13 protein-coding genes are annotated in these 17,360 nt (G+C 56.9%); 8 read left to right on the top strand and 5 right to left on the bottom strand.

The features are described 5' to 3' along the window. Nucleotides 1-135 precede the first annotated feature (135 nt). The gene (locus M5B43_RS12920) at nucleotides 136-1,404 is read right to left on the bottom strand and encodes a cystathionine gamma-synthase family protein (RefSeq protein WP_248750480.1); all 1,269 of its coding nucleotides are present in this window, start codon (nucleotides 1,402-1,404) and stop codon (nucleotides 136-138) included. Nucleotides 1,405-1,628: 224 nt separating this feature from the next. Further along, nucleotides 1,629-3,755, bottom strand: coding sequence for a TonB-dependent siderophore receptor (locus M5B43_RS12915; RefSeq protein ID WP_248750479.1), 2,127 nt, complete (start codon nucleotides 3,753-3,755; stop codon nucleotides 1,629-1,631). 371 nt (nucleotides 3,756-4,126) lie between these two features. Between M5B43_RS12915 and M5B43_RS12910 the strand changes: the two genes are divergently transcribed. From M5B43_RS12910 to M5B43_RS12900, 3 genes are all read left to right on the top strand, one after another. Beyond that, nucleotides 4,127-6,190 (top strand): bifunctional diguanylate cyclase/phosphodiesterase, encoded by a 2,064-nt coding sequence (locus tag M5B43_RS12910; protein WP_248750478.1) that lies wholly within the window; start codon nucleotides 4,127-4,129, stop codon nucleotides 6,188-6,190. Between the two features lie 251 nt (nucleotides 6,191-6,441). Further along, nucleotides 6,442-7,299 carry a LysR family transcriptional regulator gene (locus M5B43_RS12905; protein WP_248750477.1) on the top strand — a complete coding sequence of 286 codons (858 nt, stop codon included), beginning with the start codon at nucleotides 6,442-6,444 and terminating at the stop codon, nucleotides 7,297-7,299. A gap of 105 nt (nucleotides 7,300-7,404) precedes the next feature. Further along, nucleotides 7,405-8,613, top strand: a complete 1,209-nt coding sequence (locus tag M5B43_RS12900) for an MFS transporter (protein WP_248750476.1) — start codon at nucleotides 7,405-7,407, stop codon at nucleotides 8,611-8,613. A 112-nt stretch (nucleotides 8,614-8,725) separates the two neighbouring features. Here the strand turns inward: M5B43_RS12900 and M5B43_RS12895 are convergent, their stop codons facing one another. Beyond that, a complete protein-coding gene (locus M5B43_RS12895) occupies nucleotides 8,726-9,676 on the bottom strand; it encodes a LysR substrate-binding domain-containing protein (RefSeq protein ID WP_248750475.1) in 951 nt (316 codons plus the stop codon). Nucleotides 9,677-9,854: 178 nt separating this feature from the next. Between M5B43_RS12895 and M5B43_RS12890 the strand changes: the two genes are divergently transcribed. The 5 genes from M5B43_RS12890 (at nucleotide 9,855) to M5B43_RS12870 (ending at nucleotide 14,173) form a co-directional block, all read left to right on the top strand. Then, nucleotides 9,855-10,745 (top strand): TauD/TfdA family dioxygenase, encoded by an 891-nt coding sequence (locus tag M5B43_RS12890; RefSeq protein WP_248750474.1) that lies wholly within the window; start codon nucleotides 9,855-9,857, stop codon nucleotides 10,743-10,745. Then, nucleotides 10,742-11,347 (top strand): LysE family translocator, encoded by a 606-nt coding sequence (locus tag M5B43_RS12885; RefSeq protein ID WP_248750473.1) that lies wholly within the window; start codon nucleotides 10,742-10,744, stop codon nucleotides 11,345-11,347. Before M5B43_RS12890 ends, M5B43_RS12885 begins: the two co-directional genes overlap by 4 nt. Before the next feature lie 3 nt (nucleotides 11,348-11,350). Next, nucleotides 11,351-11,575 (top strand): hypothetical protein, encoded by a 225-nt coding sequence (locus M5B43_RS12880; RefSeq protein ID WP_248750472.1) that lies wholly within the window; start codon nucleotides 11,351-11,353, stop codon nucleotides 11,573-11,575. Continuing rightward, the gene (locus M5B43_RS12875; RefSeq protein WP_248750471.1) at nucleotides 11,572-12,408 is read left to right on the top strand and encodes a LuxR C-terminal-related transcriptional regulator; all 837 of its coding nucleotides are present in this window, start codon (nucleotides 11,572-11,574) and stop codon (nucleotides 12,406-12,408) included. The genes M5B43_RS12880 and M5B43_RS12875 overlap by 4 nt, the downstream gene beginning before the upstream one ends. A gap of 433 nt (nucleotides 12,409-12,841) precedes the next feature. After that, complete coding sequence (locus M5B43_RS12870) at nucleotides 12,842-14,173, top strand: diaminobutyrate--2-oxoglutarate transaminase family protein (protein ID WP_248750470.1); 1,332 nt, start codon at nucleotides 12,842-12,844, stop codon at nucleotides 14,171-14,173. 68 nt (nucleotides 14,174-14,241) lie between these two features. On the opposite strand, the gene M5B43_RS12865 is transcribed toward M5B43_RS12870, so the two are convergent. Both M5B43_RS12865 and macA read right to left on the bottom strand, forming a co-directional pair. Next, nucleotides 14,242-16,200, bottom strand: coding sequence for a MacB family efflux pump subunit (locus tag M5B43_RS12865; protein ID WP_248750469.1), 1,959 nt, complete (start codon nucleotides 16,198-16,200; stop codon nucleotides 14,242-14,244). A 2-nt stretch (nucleotides 16,201-16,202) separates the two neighbouring features. Continuing rightward, entirely contained in the window at nucleotides 16,203-17,354 is a 1,152-nt protein-coding gene (gene macA / locus M5B43_RS12860) for a macrolide transporter subunit MacA (RefSeq protein ID WP_248750468.1), read from the bottom strand. Nucleotides 17,355-17,360 lie beyond the last annotated feature (6 nt).

Raw genomic sequence — 17,360 nt, 5'->3', positions numbered from 1 at the left:
GTTTTATTCTCATGAAATGTTCGGACAAACGTCTTATGACTGGCTGTTGGGCAGTACTCATTTGTCGTCGCTGGATTTTATTATTTTGATTCTTCATGAAGAGCTTAAGATGAAGCTCGAGCGTCCTGCCCGTATTCAGGTTTCGACCTCAATGAAGCGTTGGGCACGCTCAGCATTAACATTCGCCTCACCGTGTTGACTTCGCACTGAAGCGAACGCCTGTTTTAGGTCAGCCAATAAATCTGCTGAATCTTCAATGCCTACCGACACCCGAACCAACCCTTCAGAGATTCCAAGTGCCTGACGCTCTTCCAAGGTATTTTCCACATGACTGGTCGTCCGAGCCGGCCCATAGATGGTCTCGACAGCGCCCAGATTACCCGCCCGATGCGCATATCTGAGCAGCGGTAGCAAACGGGTCACTGTGCCCATGCCGCCTTTGAGCACGAAGCTGACGATGGCTCCGAAGCCGTTCATTTGTGAACAAGCGATGTCATGACCTGGATGTTGAGGCAACCCCGGATAGTTCACCGACTCAACCAACGGTTCAGTACAGAGGTACTCGGCCAAAAGCTTCGCGCTCGCCTGTTGCTGGCGAACACGCAAAGCCAGAGTCTTGATGCCTCGGATGATGAGATACGCCGAAAAAGGATCCAGCGAAGCACCATTGATTTCGCGGTAATGGCGAACTTGAGACATCAAATGCTCGGCGCCGCAAACTACGCCACCGAGTACATCACCATGACCGGAGAGGAATTTGGTCGCGCTGTGCACAACCACATCAACGCCTAATGCGAGAGGGTTCTGATTCAGAGGCGTCGCGAATGTGTTATCCGCAACAACCAAAGCACCCACTCGCTTGGCCGCTGCCACAAGGCGCCGAATATCAACAATTTTCAGTGTTGGGTTCGTGGGTGTTTCCAGGTACAGGACGCTGCAACCTTTAGCGATTTCCTGTTCAAGCGCCATAGTGTCGAGCGTATCGCAAAGGGTTACCTCCACACCCATGCGGGGAAGAAACTCCTCGAAAATCTTGTTCGTACCGCCGTAGCTGTCACGTGTAGATATCACACGCTGCCCACAGGATAGGAACGTGTGGAGTACACCACTGATGGCAGCCATTCCAGTACTGAACGCGACAGCCGACTCTGCGCGTTCCAGCTCACAGAGTTTATCTTCCAGGACGCAGACGGTGGGATTGCTCATCCGGCTGTAAATAAAGCCGGGCGCCTTTCCCAGCGCCACGTCATACCACTCATCGATATCGTCATAGCCATAGGCAGCACTCGCCACGATGGGTGTCTGGGTCGCATTGTAGGGATGTTGAACCTGCTCTCCTCCCCATACGACTCGAGTCCCCATCCCGACCTCTGGCGCTTGGACGGTGCGTTTCTTATTTTCCATAAAGTTGTCTCGCATCAAGGGAAACACAACCGTGTTCCAAGTGGGCTTGGGAGGACTATATGGAAGGGACATGCGGGTGAAAAATCATGATATCCGGGAGTAAGGGCTGCTTTTTTTAATAGCAGCAAGCGCCTGCCGTATGGCCAACAAAAAGGCCCGCAAAGGGCCCTTTGTATTCAAACCAGAATCACGTGGTCAGCCAGGACTCAACGGTTTCAATCGAATCACAACGTATATGAAATACCGACCTGCACCGTTCTCGGTGCCCCTGGATAAGCGTAAACGTTGCCGAACGCCCCCTCTTCATAATGTTCATCCGTCAGGTTTTTCACATCCAGATTCAGCCGGATTTTTTCATTGACCTTGTAATAGCTCAGTAGATCGACAACGGTGTAGTTGCCCATCGAAAACGCCGTGTTGGCGGTCTGCCCCGCGCGCTCATCGACGTACTTGAGACCGGTACCAAGCCCTAGTCCCTTGAGGGCACCCTCCTGGAACTCGTAGACATTCAGCAAGCTGAAGCTGTTTTGCGGAATGTTCATCAGTCGGGTTCCAGACTTTATGACGCTGTCCTTGGTCACTTCGGCATCGACATAAGCGTAGCCGCCAATCACCCGCCATTGCGGGGTCAGGTTGCCAGCAACGTTCAGATCGAAACCACGACTGCGCACCTGGCCTGCCGCCACGCTGAAAGTCGAGTCCACAGGATCGGTGGTGAGTACGTTGCGCTTTTCGATCTGGTAGAACGCCGCGTCGACACTCAATTGACTGTCCAGCGCTTCCCACTTGATACCCAGTTCATAGGATTTGCCCTTTTCCGGTTCGAATCCACCGCCCTGGCGACTGGCACCGGTATTGGGTTTGAACGAGCGAGCCGTATCGGCATAGATCGCCACAGTGTCGGTGAGGTCATAGGTCACCCCAACGCGCGGGGTCACCGCATTGCCACTGGCCTGCCAGCTTCTGCCTCCCGGCACAAAGGTCTGGTAATCATGCTCAAAGCGCTCGAAACGGGCCCCGGCCAATACGCTCAAGCGCTCGGTCAACGCCACCTGGTCCTGTACGAATGCCGCGTACGTCTTGAGGTTTTCCTCGTCATGGGTTGGGGTTCGAGTCAACGCTGGACGAGGCTGGCCATACGCCGGAGCGAAGAGGTCGATCGGGTAGGCACCCACCGCTCCACTGGAGCGTTGAATTATCGACGTGTAGTCGTAATCCTCGTACTCGACACCGGTCAGCAAGGTGTGATCGAAACCGCCTGCGTTGAAATGCCCGGTGAGGTTTAGCTGGGTGTCCTTGTCCGTCCATTCCAGCTTGCGGTAGTTGAAGTTGCGACCCAGGGTGCGGCCATCTGCGGCGACCCCGTTGGCTTCAACCGCGTTCCCCTGGAGAGTGCCGTCGAGCCATTGAAAACCGCCGCCCAGTGTCCAGTTATCATTGAGAAGGTGCTCGAAACGCAGCTGGGCCATATTGTTGTCGTTGTGCAGTTTGCCGGCGTCTTTTTCACCGAAGAAGGTGTCGCGAGAGGCGCTGCCGATTTGATTGGGAAAGTGCGTCACACCGCGATCCAGTGGGTGATTGTTGCGCATGAAGTCACCCTCGAAGATCACCTTGGTGTCATCGTTGAGCTGCCAGGCAAGTACCGGCGTGATAGCGTATCGTTCGGTTTCGACATGGTCTCGAAAGGTATCACCGCCCTCTCCCACCCAATTCAGGCGATAGGCCAAGCGGCCTTCTTCATCCAGCGGGCCGGAGGCATCCAGGGTGGCGCGTTGCATTCCCTGATCGTCGAGTTGGCTACCCAGCGTCACAGTGGGCTCGGCCAGCGGTTGTTTGGAGATGATGTTGAACGTGCCACCTGGATCGCCTCGGCCATAGAGCAGGGTCGCAGGCCCTCGCAGCACTTCGAGCCTTTCGATGGTGTTCGCATCCGGCATGTTCGGATAGCCACGGTTGATCGGGAACCCGTTGCGATAAAACTCCCCGGTGGTCAATCCACGTACGGTAAATGTGGTCAGGCCCTGGCCGCCAAAGTTGTTGGCCCGCCCCACACCACCGGCGTAATCGAGCGCATCCTGCAATCGGGTGGCACTGATGTCTTCCACGACATCCTTGGTCACTACACTGATGGATTGAGGCGTCTCGTGGATCGACGTGTCGGTACGCGTTGCACTGGCTGAACGCGTTGCCCGGTAGCCGTCCACGGGCCCTTGGGCGGTTTCAAAGTCAGCCGTGCCAACGATGTTGGTCGCTTGCAACTCCAGAATAGCGTTATCGGTTGTGGGGTCCTCTGCCCAGCAGGAAGCGGAAAACGCATGAATCACACAGATAGAAACCAGCGTACGACGCATCTTGGAAACCTTGAGAAAATAGCCAAATGGGACGGCATACGTGCCAATAAATCGCGGCATATGGTATACCGCATTTCTGGCCTTTGATACGTATTCGCATTTGTATTTTCTGAACGCAACTACGGCTGTACAAACCGCTGATGATAGACAGAGGTCAGAACGAGTCTTTCCGTTTCCAAACAACGGTACGGTGTCACCCCGAAGAAAGCCAAGACCTCGCGGCACAGCGGTAGTGGCGTCGGCGCCCAGCGGGCACGTTGGGTTCCATACCGATATGAAGCGATTCCGATGCACGGGCAGCAACTGACTCCTTCAGAAATGCTCCGCGCCGCCGATAAGCAAAAGAGTTGGACTACACGTTCGGAGGTTCAATGCTTGTAGGCAGTTATAACGGGCTGTATGTCCTGCTCTCCCTGATTGTCGCGATCTTAGCGTCCTACACTGCGCTGAACATGGCCGGTCGTGTCACGCGCACCCAAGGAAAAACCTCGGCATTTTGGCTGGTTGGCGGTTCATTCGCCATGGGCACCGGCATCTGGTCAATGCACTTCATCGGCATGCTGGCCTTCCAACTGCCGATCCGACTGGGCTATGACTTGACCCTCACGGGCCTGTCGCTAGTGATCGCCATCGCCTCCTCGGCCTTCGCCCTCTGGCTGGTCTGCCAAAAGGAAATGCCGCTGCCTTGGCTGCTGGCGGGCGCGGTGTTGATGGGTATCGGCATTGCCGCCATGCACTATACGGGCATGGCGGCACTGCTGATGAACCCCGTGGTGGAATACGTTCGGTCGCTATTTGTACTGTCGGTGCTGATCGCCATTTTCGCCTCTGGTGCGGCGCTATGGATAGCCTTCCGCCTGCGTGGAGAACGCAAGTACATCAATCGCACGCGCCTCTGTGCCTCCCTGGTGATGGGTTGCGCCATCGTCGGAATGCACTACACAGGCATGTCAGCAGCACAATTCCCGCTGGGCAGTGTATGCGGTGCAGTCAACACAGGTATCGATAGGCAATGGCTGATGATACTGGTGATCCTGGTCACCTTGGCCGTCTGTGCAATTGCCCTGATTATCTCGATGCTCGACGTGCGTACTAGCCGACTGGCCAACTCTCTTGATCGTGCCAACAGCGAGCTGGTGCAACTCGCCCTGCACGACAATTTGACACGCCTGCCCAACCGCATCCTACTCAACGACCGCCTTGCGCAGGCGATCCAGAAAGCCAGGCGGCAAAAGAGCCAGTTTGCCGTGCTGTTCATGGACCTGGACGGATTCAAAATGGTGAACGATACCTACGGCCATCACACCGGCGACCAACTGCTGATGGAAGTGGCTGCGCGTATCAATAATGCCAAGCGCGGCGAAGATACTGGGGCGCGCTTGGGGGGTGACGAATTCGTACTGCTGATCGACCTCACCGAGCCTGATGATGCTGCGACCCTCGCCCAACGCCTGGTGGAAGATATCAAGGCCCCATTCGTCTTAGGGCGGCAGACAGTGCATGTGTCCACAAGCATTGGTATTGCCATTTTTCCAGCCGATGGTCATACCAACCATGAGCTTATGGTCAACGCAGATGCGGCCATGTATCACGCCAAGGAGCAGGGGCGAAACGGCTACTATTTCTTCGAAAAAGCCATGAATATCAATGCCCACCAGCAACTGCAGTTACAGCAGGATCTACGCAAGGCCCTCGAGCGGAATGAGTTGATCCTGCACTACCAGCCGAAAATGGTTGCTCCCGACGGCCCTATGACGGGTGTTGAGGCCCTGTTGCGATGGAACAATCCAAGCTTGGGCCTAGTGCCACCCGACCGCTTTCTGCCCCTAGCCGAACGAACTGGGCTGATCGTGCCAATCGGAAACTGGGTAATAAATGAAGCCTGTCGGCAGATGGCCGAATGGCACGCCCTCGGTAAAGGGGAATGGAGTATTGCGGTCAATCTATCGACGGTGCAATTGGCCAATGCAGGGCTGGTTGACGTCGTGCGTACGGCACTGCAGAGCAATGGCCTGCCACCTCGTTTTCTGACCCTCGAGGTGACCGAGTCTACTGCCATGCGCGACGCGGAGGCCGCGCTGATCGTCCTCGATCAGTTGTCAGCGCTGGGCGTCAGCATTTCCATTGACGACTTCGGTACCGGATATTCCAGCCTGCTTTACCTCAAGCGCCTACCTGCCAATGAGCTGAAGATCGACCGAGGCTTCATCACCGAACTGGCTAAAAACAACGACGACGCGGCCATCGTTTCGTCGATAGTCGCGCTTGGCAAGACTCTGGGCCTGAGGATCGTCGCCGAGGGGGTGGAAACCGCTGAACAGCAAGAAATGCTGACCGAGCTAGGCTGCGACATCTTGCAGGGTTACCTACTGGGCAAACCGATGAGCGCACAGGGAGTGCTGGAGAGCTTTAGCAGCGCCAAGACTCAGGTGTGACCCTGCATTGATCGAACTCGCACGTGCGCGCAAGCCCTGACAGCCAGGGTAAAGACCTCCATGCCGAGAACGACCAGGGGGTAGCGCTCAATGAAGTGGAACAACAACAGGCCCCCTCCTCCCGACTCATCAACATCTTCGCGGTCAACGTCCTCATGGGTACCTTTATGCGGCAGCGCCACCTGATTTATCGGTAAGCTACGCGTTTAGCTCGCTGTAAATCCCCTCCTAACTTCACCTTGATGACCAATATGCTTGACTGGGACAGCCTCCGTTTTTTCTTTGCCTTCGTTCATGAGGGCTCCTTGGCCGCTGCGGCTCGTTCGCTGGGAGTGGAGCACGCGACTGTGGCTCGCCGAATAGCGGCCCTTGAAGCCTCTTTGGACATGAAGCTGGTAGATCGTAGGGGCCGTGTCTACCAACTGACCGAGGAGGGTGTGAAGGTAGGTGAATATGCAGCGCAGATGGAGTCTGCGTCACTTGCGCTCAGGCGATTCGCTGACGGCGGAGAAAGCCGTATAGAGGGTGCAGTGATCTTGTCTGCGCCGCCTGCATACCTCGGAACGTTGGTCGCTCGGCGACTTGGGATATTGCGCGAGCGTTATCCAAGGCTGCAGCTCACGCTCGTCGGCGCCAAGTCCACTGCATCGTTGGCGAGGAAAGAAACCGATATTGCCATTACCTTCAGCAGGCCGGATGAACAGAGTGTCGTCGCCAAGAGGTTCGGTTCCTTGCGTTTTTACCCCCATGCCAGCGAGGACTACATCAGTCAGCGTGAACCTGAAGCGTTCGAGTTCATAGGCTACGACCGTAGCATGGAGGATTCGGTACAGCAGCAATGGCTCCTGGATCGGCTGGACGGCAGACTGCTTTGCGTCACCAGCAATGACCTGCGTATCCAGGCATTAGCTGCCGTAGGCCATGCCGGCATCGTTTTCCTGCCGGATTTTTTAGGCAAAGAATATGGGCTGGCAAGGGTGGACATGGATCACACACCGCTGGAACTCCCCATCTGGCTGGCGTTTCATGAAGACTTACGCAGCTCTCTGAAAATCCGCGCAGTGCTTGATTTCCTCATAGAGGGACTAGAGCAGACACAGGCGCTGTGAATTTTTTCACATCCGGTTTGTGACTTTGATGAATGGGGCATCACGAAACCTTTCTCTACTCTGGGCTGCGAATTGAATTCCTGCCCACTGAGAGGCCCTTCACCAATGAGCAATTCCCATCCCATAAAAAGCGCGATGGCTGTGTACCGTACAGCGTGGATCGTGACCGCGATTTTTATACTTTCAAATGCCGCTACGCCACTCTACAGCTTTTGGCAGCAGTCCCTCGGCTTCGCATCGGGGGTGCTAACCGTCATTTTTGCCTGCTATATCATCGGTCTTCTTCTAACGCTCACCGTCGCTGGGCAGCTGTCCGACCACTATGGGCGCAAAGCCTTGCTTCTACCCTGCGTGGGGCTGGCTATCATTGCCGCGATCCTGTTCGACCAAGCGCACAGCGTCGGCGTCTTGATGCTCGCACGCTTCCTCACCGGCGTTTCGGTGGGCCTCGTTGTCTCTGGGGGTATGGCGAATGTCGTCGAGCATGCTCAGCCCCATCGCAAGCATATTGCTTCGCTAATGGCGTCTGTCGCAATGGTGGCCGGAGCAGGCACCGGGCCGTTATTGGCAGGGGGCGTCGCGCAGTATCTTCCGAACCCGATCCACACAGTCTTCCGAGTGGAAATCGCGATTTTGTGCGTGGCGCTCTTCGCGTTACTCAATCAAAAGAACCAGAAGCTTGGGGTTGGTACGTTTAAACCACGCTTGCCCACCGTCGCGAAGGAAAACCTCGGCATCGTGCTATTGGGGATAGCGTTCTTCGGCCCTGGAATAACGTCGACATCATTCATCCTGTCGCTCGGCCCCAAGCTCATAGCGACTTTTCTAGGCGTAAATAGTCCCCTTGTCACGGGGTGTATGGCCTTCTCAATGTTCTTCGTCGCCGTGGGCGTGCAGTTTGCGGCGAAGCGATACAACAGCCGTACCGTATTTTCGCTTAGCGGGCTCGGTACTGTCTTATCTATGATTTTCGTGTGGATCTCGCTGCAAACCGGCTCCGCTCCATGGCTGATCGTCTCTGCTCTGTTGGCAGGCGCCGGTCAAGGCTTGGGCCAGTTAGCTGGGCTGACCCTTATTGCTGAGCACGTGCCTGCGCAGCGCAGAGCCGAAGCCAACGCAGTGTTCAACATGGGCGGGTATGTGCCCGCAGGGGCGATCCCGGTGTTAACCGGTTACTTGATCGACTTTTGCGGGCTGAGCATTGGAATAAGCTCACTGGCGCTCATGATCGCAAGCCTTGCTTGTTTGGCGCTCACGCAGCTTTGGAGGCGCGTCCCCCAGCAAAATCAAACGCGTACACACAGCGAGGTTTAACGAGCCCACTGATGTAGCAGCAGATCGACAATCTGACTGGCGCACGAGGTTGGCCAATGATCCTGGAAGCCCTCAACCCCCTACTCTCTTGCGGTATTCACAGGTGCCCCGCTCAACTCAGAAACTCCAAGCCGCGCTCGTCAATCACCGGCACCGTCTCCAGCAAATGACGCTTGAAGCGCTCTAATGTCGGGTTGCTATTGCTGCGTGCGGGCCAGACCAGGTAATAGCTGTCGCCCGTGCTGACGGCCTTGTTGTAAGGCAATACCAGAGAACCCTTGGCCAACTCGTCACCCACCAGGGCCAAGTCGCCAATCGATACGCCGCGGCCCTGAATGGCCGCGGAAATACCCAACTCCAGCGTGTCGAAAATCTTGCCTGTATGCCAGGAAACCGCAGACATCAAGCCCACGCGCTCCAGCCAATGCTGCCAATCGCGGCGGTCCCGGGACGGGTGGATCAACTCGGCGGTAAACACATCCTCACCGCTCAGGTTGCGCTGCTCCAGCAACCCCGGCGAGCAGACCGGTATCAGCCATTCGTCAAACAACTTGATAAACCCAAGCTCACTGGAAAAATCCCCATTGCCCAACAACACCGCACAGTCGAATGGCTCGACATCGAAGTTGACGTAATCGACATCCATCCACTCACTGGACAATTGCGCCTGCTCTGTCGCGTCCACGGTATTGAACTCGTCAAGCACATGCAGCAACCAGCGCATTGTCAAAGTTGACGGCGCCTTGACCCGCAAGGATTTCTCCTTGCGGCTGACGGTGGTGCAGGCGTGCTCGATCAGGCGAAAGCCGATTCTCAGTTCCTGGGCCAATAATCGACCGGCCTGGGTGAGGGAAATTTTCGGGCCTTTGCGCTCGAATAACGCGCAGCCCAAATGCTCCTCCAGGGTCTTCACATGCCGGCTCACGGCACTCTGGGTGATGAAAAGGTTATCGGCAGCCTGAGTGAAAGAAGTGAAACGCGCGGCCAATTCGAAGGCCCGCAATGCGTAGAGCGGCGGCAGTCGGCGCACCATGTGATCAACAGCATCATGACTCCTACTCATCCTTACCCGTCCTTTTTTTCTGTTTTGAAATACAGGGTGCGTGGCAAATAATGATTCGCATTAAGCGACCCACTTATAAAAAAAACGAGCGCACCTGACTAAAGCTTTTTCTTTGCCTATGGCATGCACCCACCCTGTGCGGCCTCAATGTCATTAAAAACACAGCAGATAACTCACCATGCACGAATTCAATCAATTCCTGTCCGCCAGCATCCAACAAGCACGGCTCGACCAAGCCACTGAATCGGAGATATTAACCTTTCGGTTGTTTGGTAATAAAAAAGGCTTTCTGCATTTAAAAAACCTGCCCATCGGCACGATACCGCCAACACCACTTGATCGCGCCAACCTGCATAAAGACTGCACTATCAGTGAGCAAGTCATCCTAAAAGCCACGGCCATGCTGGGCGATCCGATTGGTTATATCCAAGAATCCAATGGCGATATAATCAATAACTTTTTCCCTCATGAAAAACACTCTACCAGTGCCAACTCGGACAGCTACGATTGCGAATTGGAACTGCATACCGAAAATGCATTTCACGCGGTCTCGCCCGACTATCTGGTGTTGTTTTGCCTGCGCCAGGCACCCGGTGCCGACGCCGCGACCTTCATTAGTTCCATCGATAGCATCCGCGATATCATCACCGCCCAAGACCTTGATTATTTCCATAGAGAAAACTACAACTTCCTATCGGACTACTGCACGACAGAAAAGAACTGCCGTATCGATATAAATCAGAAACAAACGGTTTTATACGGCGACCCTGAGTCGCCCTTTTTTCGTTTCGACCCTCAGTTCATGGTCGCGAGCAGCAAGCACGCGCAACTCAAGCTCGAGAGCTTGCGCAAGGCCGCCTGGGAAGTCGCCCACCCGGTCCACCTCAGTGCCGGCGACCTGTTGATCATCGACAACCGCAAGACTGCCCACGCCCGCAGCGCGTTCTCAGCCCGCCTGGATGGCAACGATCGCTGGATCCAACGCACCTTCGCGGTGGCCGGCTATCGCTACTACGCGCAACGCCTGGGTAAAAACCAACGTGTACTGGACCTGGTGACCACCCTGTGAACATGCTGCACCTAGCCTTTGCCGTCGCCGTGTTTTTCCTGATCGCCTCTCCTGGTCCGGTGGTGGCGCTGGTCATTTCCGACGCCAGGCAAGCCTGGCCCACCGCCACAATCACGGGCGGTGTGCTGTCCGCCCAACTTTTGCTGCTGATCACCCTGACACTCATCTACACCGCCATGGACGTCAGCCCTGTGCTGCTGAGCTGGGGCCAATTGGTCGGCGGGCTGTACTTGGCCTGGCTTGGGGTTTCCAGCCTGCGGGCCGGCGCCAGCGACGTCGCCCCTGAGCAAAAGAGCCGTCGTCATTTGTTCTGGCGCGCCCTGAAAGTCGGCCTGTCCAACCCCAAAGACATACTGTTCTTCCTTGCCTTCCTGCCTGGGTTTATTGAACCCGATGGCGACTTCATTAAACAGGGACTGCTGCTCGCACTGATCTGGGGTGTGATCGACGTCTCTATTTTGCTCATCTATGGCGCCATTTCGCGCCAATTGCTGCCCTTCGCGGCCGTCCAGAAAATCATGGTCAAGGCCCCCAGTATGTTTCTGCTGGGCATCGGCCTGCTCTCAGGATGCTTAGGCGCGCAACGGCTCATACAGGGATGAAACATGCGCAAAGAACACGATAAACGGCCCGGCAATATCATTATGACATCACTCGTGATCATGCTAGGGCACCCTTTTAAAACATGCAATAACACCTTGGGTTTTCTTGCCCTCTCCCTCCGTAACGCTTGGTCTTTAACCGTTTCTACTGCTGTGACTTGCGTCAATCACTCTCATCCAACCGCTGCGACAATTCTCAACCTGACACATGACGGTGAAATGAAATGATGAACTCACAAACCCTGTTCCCTCTTATCGGTAAAGTCATCGCCAGTACCGGCAGCCGAAACTTTCCACGGCTTTTGCACGACCTGGTACTCACCAAGTTGCCCGTGGATGCCACGCACATTGCGCAAATACACGTAACGGGCACCGGCGGGTCACACGCAGCCCCCCATACGATCGGCGACGAAATGCTGAGCCCTGAATGCATGTCCTCGTTAATGGGGGCCGATCAACAAACAACACCGCTATTGCTGAGCGGTCCGCGGATGAGTGAGCGCGCCCTTGCTCACCCCATGGCCGACGGTTCATCGTCGGTGAACAGCGGGGAAACGCCGGACTTGGCGCCCATTCCCTTCAGCTCCCAGTTACATCTTAAATCATGTAAAAATGAATACTTTTACATCATTTCGTTGTATCGCACGCAAGCCGATAACTTCTCAACGCAAGAACAAATAATCCTCAAGGACTTCTCGTCGCTGCTGCTGCCGTTGGTAGAGAAACACATTAACGCGATAAATCCACAAGCGGTGTTCGACAAAAATTGCAATGCTGAACAGCTTGTCCCCGAAAACGGGGACATCGAGTCCCTGCGCTACCGTTTTGAGAAGCGCCTGGCGCTGTCGGGCCTGAAACTGTCCAAGCGCGAAAAGGAAATCTGCATCGGTCTTTTGGCGGGGCGCACCGCCCCTGAACTGGCGGAGACGTTGGCGCTAAAAGTCAACACCGTGGAAAGTTACCTCAAACGTGCTGTTATCAAGATGGGCATTCGTGGGCGGCATTCGCTGATCCGTTGGATGCATGCCAATCCGGGTTCCACGTCGGTAGCCAGTTGGTAAAGGGCGTCCCTTATTCGCCCGGGCAGTGACGTCTTTTTATTCATTGAATGAAGCCGGTAGCGGCATAAGTCTTCGCCCGTCTGCCCGTCGTGGCATGCATCACTTCCAGGTTTAAACCGTTCTCGCAAATTGCTGCCGCCAATACCATGTCCATGACATGGATTTCAGGGGCATACCGCGCCTGAATCGATAGCGATCACTGCTTGCTTGCTTCACACTAAACTTGGCCATCAATGACCTCGACAGTGCGCAATTCATTGGCTGTCCAGCTAACTTTCGGCTGACTTTATTTTTCAATAGCGACCGCACGACGGTCCTGTAACCGCGCCGCCGTTTGCCGTCTTGAAAAAACTGTCGTTATTCACCCTATGCCGTCTCTTGTTTCATCAACTATCCAGCGCTGCACATTGACGCAGCCGATGAGTGCATGATTATGGAAGAGCTCAGTTATCTGAAGAAAGTTGAATCGAATGCACGCACCTATGCCGCCACTTTCCAGCGCCTGTTTGTCAGCGGAAATGGCGTGTGGATCAAGGATGCGCAAGGCAAGGAATACCTCGACTGCCTGGCTAACGCCGGTACCCTGGCCCTGGGCCACAACCCGCCTGCCGTCAAGGAAGCCGTACTGGACTTCCTGAGCACCGACCAACTGCAACAAGCCCTGGACCTCGCCACACCCGCCAAGCATGCGTTTGTGCAGGAGCTGTTTGCTCAACTGCCGGCCGCCATGCGTGCCTCCAGCAAGATTCTGTTCTGTGGCCCCAGCGGCTCGGACGCGGTGGAAGCCGCCATCAAGCTGGCGCGTCATTACACCAAACGTTCGGCGCTGATGGCCTTTCACGGCGGCTACCACGGCATGACCGCCGGTGCCCTGTCGGCCATGGGCAATCTCAACCCCAAAGGCATCCCCAGTGTCACTGCGCAAGGCACTCACTTCCTGCCCTACCCTTACCGCTTCCGCTGCCCGTTCGGCACCGACGGTGAGCAGACGGACCAACTGTCGATCGAGTACATCCGCACCGTGCTCTCGGACCCGGAAGGCGGCGTCACCCGCCCCGCCGCTGTGCTCGTCGAAGTGATACAGGGTGAAGGCGGTTGCATTCCGGCCTCGGCCGAGTGGCTGCGCGGATTGCGTCAGATCACCCAAGAACTGGGCATCGTGCTGATCATCGACGAAGTACAGACGGGCCTGGGTCGTACCGGCAGCACCTTTGCCATCGAGCATGCCGGTATCGTCCCCGACATCCTGGTCCTGTCCAAAGCCATCGGCGGCGGCTACCCGCTGTCGGTGATTGTCTACGCCGAACACCTCGACACCTGGGGCCCGGGCATGCATGCCGGTACGTTCCGCGGTAATCAGATCGCGATGGTCGCCGGGCGCGCGACCATGCGTCATATCCGCCAGGCCGGCCTGGTTGAACACGCGGCTGCACGCGGGGCACAACTGCTCGCCGGCCTGCAGGAAATTGCCCAGCGGCATGACCCGATCGCCGATGTACGTGGCCGTGGCCTGATGATTGGCGTCGAAGTCACCAAGCCGCGCGTGCACAACCGTGCGGGCCTCGGTGACGGCACGCTGGCACGGGCGATCAAGCTCAATTGCTTCGACAATGGGCTGATCATCGAAACCGGTGGGCGCCACGGTTCGGTCCTGCGTTTCCTACCGGCCCTGACCATCACCGAAGCCCAGGTAGGCAGCGTGCTCGACCGTTTTGAGGACGCGATCAACAACGCCACCGCGCACCGTTTGCAGGTGGTCGGCTAGTCAACCTGACCACCGGCAACGAAAAAAGCCCGCCAACCGTTACCGGTGGCGGGCTTTTTTTCAGGCTGTCAGTCCCTTGCGAGGGCTTCGATCGGGTCCAGCCGCGCCGCATTCCGTGCCGGTACAAACCCGAAGATGATACCAATCAGGCTCGAACACACGAATGCAGTGACAATCGACTCCAGGGAAAACACCATCTGCCATTCCTTGATCACCAGGGAAAAGACAAAGCCGATGCCAAACGATAACGAGATGCCAATCACCCCGCCGATCAGGCATACCATGACCGCTTCCACCAGGAACTGCTGGCGGATGTCCGACTGACGCGCGCCCACGGCCATCCGAATGCCGATTTCCCGTGTGCGTTCGGTCACCGACACCAACATGATATTCATCACGCCGATCCCCCCCACCACCAAGGAAATCAACGCGATCAACGACAACAGCAAGGCCAGTGACTGACTGGTCTTCTGTACCGTTTGCATGATGCTGTCGAGGTTGTAGGTAAAGAAATCCTTGGTGCCGTGGCGCTGCTCCATCAGCTTGGTCACGTTATCTTCCACCACCTTGCTCGGCTGGCCGTCTTTGATCCGCACCGTGATGCTGTCCAGGTAACGCTGGCCCAACAGGCGCCCGGCGGCGGTCTCGTACGGCACCCAGACGTTCAGGGCCTTGCTGGTGTTGAAGATGTTTTTATTATCCGCCGCCACGCCAATCACCGTGCACGGCAGGTTTCCCACCAGGATGATTTGGCCAAGGGCCTCGACATTCGGCCCGAACAGCCGGTTGCGGGTGTTGTGGTCGATCACCACCACCTGAGCCTGGCGCGTGTCGTCGTCCTGGCTGAAGGTGATGCCTTCGGCGATCTTGATCCCACGGACCTGGAACGAGCTGGCACTCACGCCGTTGACCGTGGCGTCCACGTCGATATTGCCAAAGCGCAGCAACATATTGCGCCCGGCGTTTGGCGTGGCGCTGTCGATGTAATGCAACTGGCTGAGGGCCGTGACGTCGGATAACACCAAGGTCTCGATAGCTGAGGCATGGCTGTCGCCAAAGTCGGTGCCTGGGTAGATATCGATGGTATTGCTGCCGATCGCCTGGATATCACTGAGCACATAGCGCTTGGCGCCTTCACCGATGGCCACGATCGACACCACCGAGGTAATCCCGATCACGATGCCGAGCATGGTCAACAACGTGCGCATGCGGTGGGAAATCAGCGCCACCCAGGCCATCACAAACGCTTCCTTGAATAACCCAAAACTCGCCACCAGACGCCGCCCTGGCTTGGCGCGGGTCTTGGTAGTGGCCGATGCGGCCGCTTCGACCTCGGGGCGTTCATTGAGCCGGTCACTGACAATCTCACCGTCGCGCATCTCGATAATGCGCTCGGCATGTGCGGCGACCTTGGCATCGTGGGTCACGATGATCACCGTGTGCCCTGCCGCGTGCAGTTCCAACAGGATATTCATCACCTCCTTGCCGCTGGCGGTGTCGAGTGCGCCGGTCGGTTCATCGGCCAGAATCACCTCGCCGCCATTCATCAAGGCCCGCGCGATACTCACCCGTTGCTGTTGCCCGCCGGACAATTGGCTGGGGCGGTTGACCAAGTGACTGGCCAGGCCGAGTCGTGCCAGCAGCTCCTTGGCACGGCTGTGGCGCTGCCCTTCCGGTACGCCGGAATAGATCGCCGGCATCTCGACGTTATGCATCGCGCTCAAGTGCGGTAGCAAATGGTAGCGCTGGAAGATAAAGCCGAAGTGATCACGGCGCAGTTCGGCCAGTTCCTGGTCCCCCAGGTCGCGGGTTTCGCGGCCGCTGATGGTGTAGCTACCGTCGGTGGCGTAGTCCAGGCAACCCAGGATATTCATCAGCGTCGACTTGCCCGACCCAGAGGCCCCCGTGATCGCCACCATTTCCCCGGCGTTGATGGTCAGGTTGACCTCCTTGAGGGCCATGAACGCCTTCTCACCCGCCACAAAGCTGCGACTGATGCCTTTGAGCTCCAACAATGCTTGGGTCATTGTCAGATCCCCGCCACGGCTGGCGTCGGATCACCGATGACAACCTTGTCACCTTCCACCAGGCCATCCTTGATCTGCGCCTTGACGTTGTTGTTGATCCCCACCTGCACGTTGCGCTCCTGGGCGTGACCGGTCTCATCCACCACGCGCACGACGTACGAACCGTCTGCATTGCGCTTGCCCAGCGCCGCCACTGGCATCATCAGCACATCCTTGGCGGTGTCACGCACGATGCGTACTTGGGCGGTCATCGAGATACGCAGGCGATGTTCCGGGTTAGGCACGTCGAACAAGGCGTTGTAGAACACCGCCGTGTTCTGCTTGGGGGTACCGGCGGCCTGGGTGTCCAGGTAGTTCTGCGGTGCGGGCTCGGTGCCGCGCAGTTTGCCGTAATAACGCTTGTTGGCCTCGCCCAGGATGGTGAAGTACACCTCCTGGCCCGGTTGGATATGGATCACATCCGCTTCCGACACCTGGGCCTTGATCGTCATGGTGTCCAGGTCTGCCAGTTTCAGCAGCACCGGCGCCAGTTGTTCGGCGATCACGGTCTGGCCTTCCTGGGTGACGATGCCGACCACGTCACCGTCAATCGGCGCGACGATACGGGTATAGCCCAGGTTGACCTTGGCGGTGTCGATCTGGATCCGCGCATTTTTCAGCTGTGCGTCCAGGGCCACCAGGTTGGCGCTCTGCACCAGGTAGTTGGATTCGGCGGTCTCGAAATCCTGCTTGGAGATCGCGGCATCCGATTGCAGGTTGCGGTAACGCTCCCAGACCGATTTGGTCTGGGCGACCTGGGCCGCCGTGGCCTTGCGTTGCGCCTCCAGGTTTTCTTCGTTGACCTGGGCCTGGCGCAGGGCGTTCTGCAGTACCAATGGGTCGATCTCGGCCAGCCACTGGCCCTTCTTGACCTTATCGCCAAGCTTGACCTTCAGGGACTTCAATTGGCCGGAGACCTGCGCACCGACATCGACCTGCTTGACCCCTTGCAGAATCCCGGTGGCCAGCACCGAGTTCTCGATCTCGCCCCGTTCGACCTTGGCAGTCAGATATTGGGGGGGCTCGGCCGGCGATTGCACCGAATAGACCACCAGGCCGGCGACCACCGCCAGACCCACACCCCAGACAACCTTGCGAAACTTCGACTTTTCCATAGATGA

The organism is Pseudomonas sp. MWU15-20650, assembly GCF_023242475.1.
In the GTDB taxonomy this organism is placed as follows: Bacteria; Pseudomonadota; Gammaproteobacteria; order Pseudomonadales; family Pseudomonadaceae; genus Aquipseudomonas.
The sequence above is the reverse complement of the archived record's forward strand: the minus strand, read 5'-3'. Positions and strand labels throughout refer to the sequence as shown.

Bases quoted from the DNA above. Each gene is read 5' to 3' on its own strand.
- M5B43_RS12920 (WP_248750480.1), bottom strand. From the start codon at position 1,404: ATGGAAAATAAGAAACGCACCGTCCAAGCGCCAGAGGTCGGGATGGGG.
- M5B43_RS12915 (WP_248750479.1), bottom strand. From the start codon at position 3,755: ATGCGTCGTACGCTGGTTTCTATCTGTGTGATTCATGCGTTTTCCGCT.
- M5B43_RS12910 (WP_248750478.1), top strand. From the start codon at position 4,127: ATGCTTGTAGGCAGTTATAACGGGCTGTATGTCCTGCTCTCCCTGATT.
- M5B43_RS12905 (WP_248750477.1), top strand. From the start codon at position 6,442: ATGCTTGACTGGGACAGCCTCCGTTTTTTCTTTGCCTTCGTTCATGAG.
- M5B43_RS12900 (WP_248750476.1), top strand. From the start codon at position 7,405: ATGAGCAATTCCCATCCCATAAAAAGCGCGATGGCTGTGTACCGTACA.
- M5B43_RS12895 (WP_248750475.1), bottom strand. From the start codon at position 9,676: ATGAGTAGGAGTCATGATGCTGTTGATCACATGGTGCGCCGACTGCCG.
- M5B43_RS12890 (WP_248750474.1), top strand. From the start codon at position 9,855: ATGCACGAATTCAATCAATTCCTGTCCGCCAGCATCCAACAAGCACGG.
- M5B43_RS12880 (WP_248750472.1), top strand. From the start codon at position 11,351: ATGCGCAAAGAACACGATAAACGGCCCGGCAATATCATTATGACATCA.
- M5B43_RS12875 (WP_248750471.1), top strand. From the start codon at position 11,572: ATGATGAACTCACAAACCCTGTTCCCTCTTATCGGTAAAGTCATCGCC.
- M5B43_RS12870 (WP_248750470.1), top strand. From the start codon at position 12,842: ATGGAAGAGCTCAGTTATCTGAAGAAAGTTGAATCGAATGCACGCACC.
- M5B43_RS12865 (WP_248750469.1), bottom strand. From the start codon at position 16,200: ATGACCCAAGCATTGTTGGAGCTCAAAGGCATCAGTCGCAGCTTTGTG.
- macA (WP_248750468.1), bottom strand. From the start codon at position 17,354: ATGGAAAAGTCGAAGTTTCGCAAGGTTGTCTGGGGTGTGGGTCTGGCG.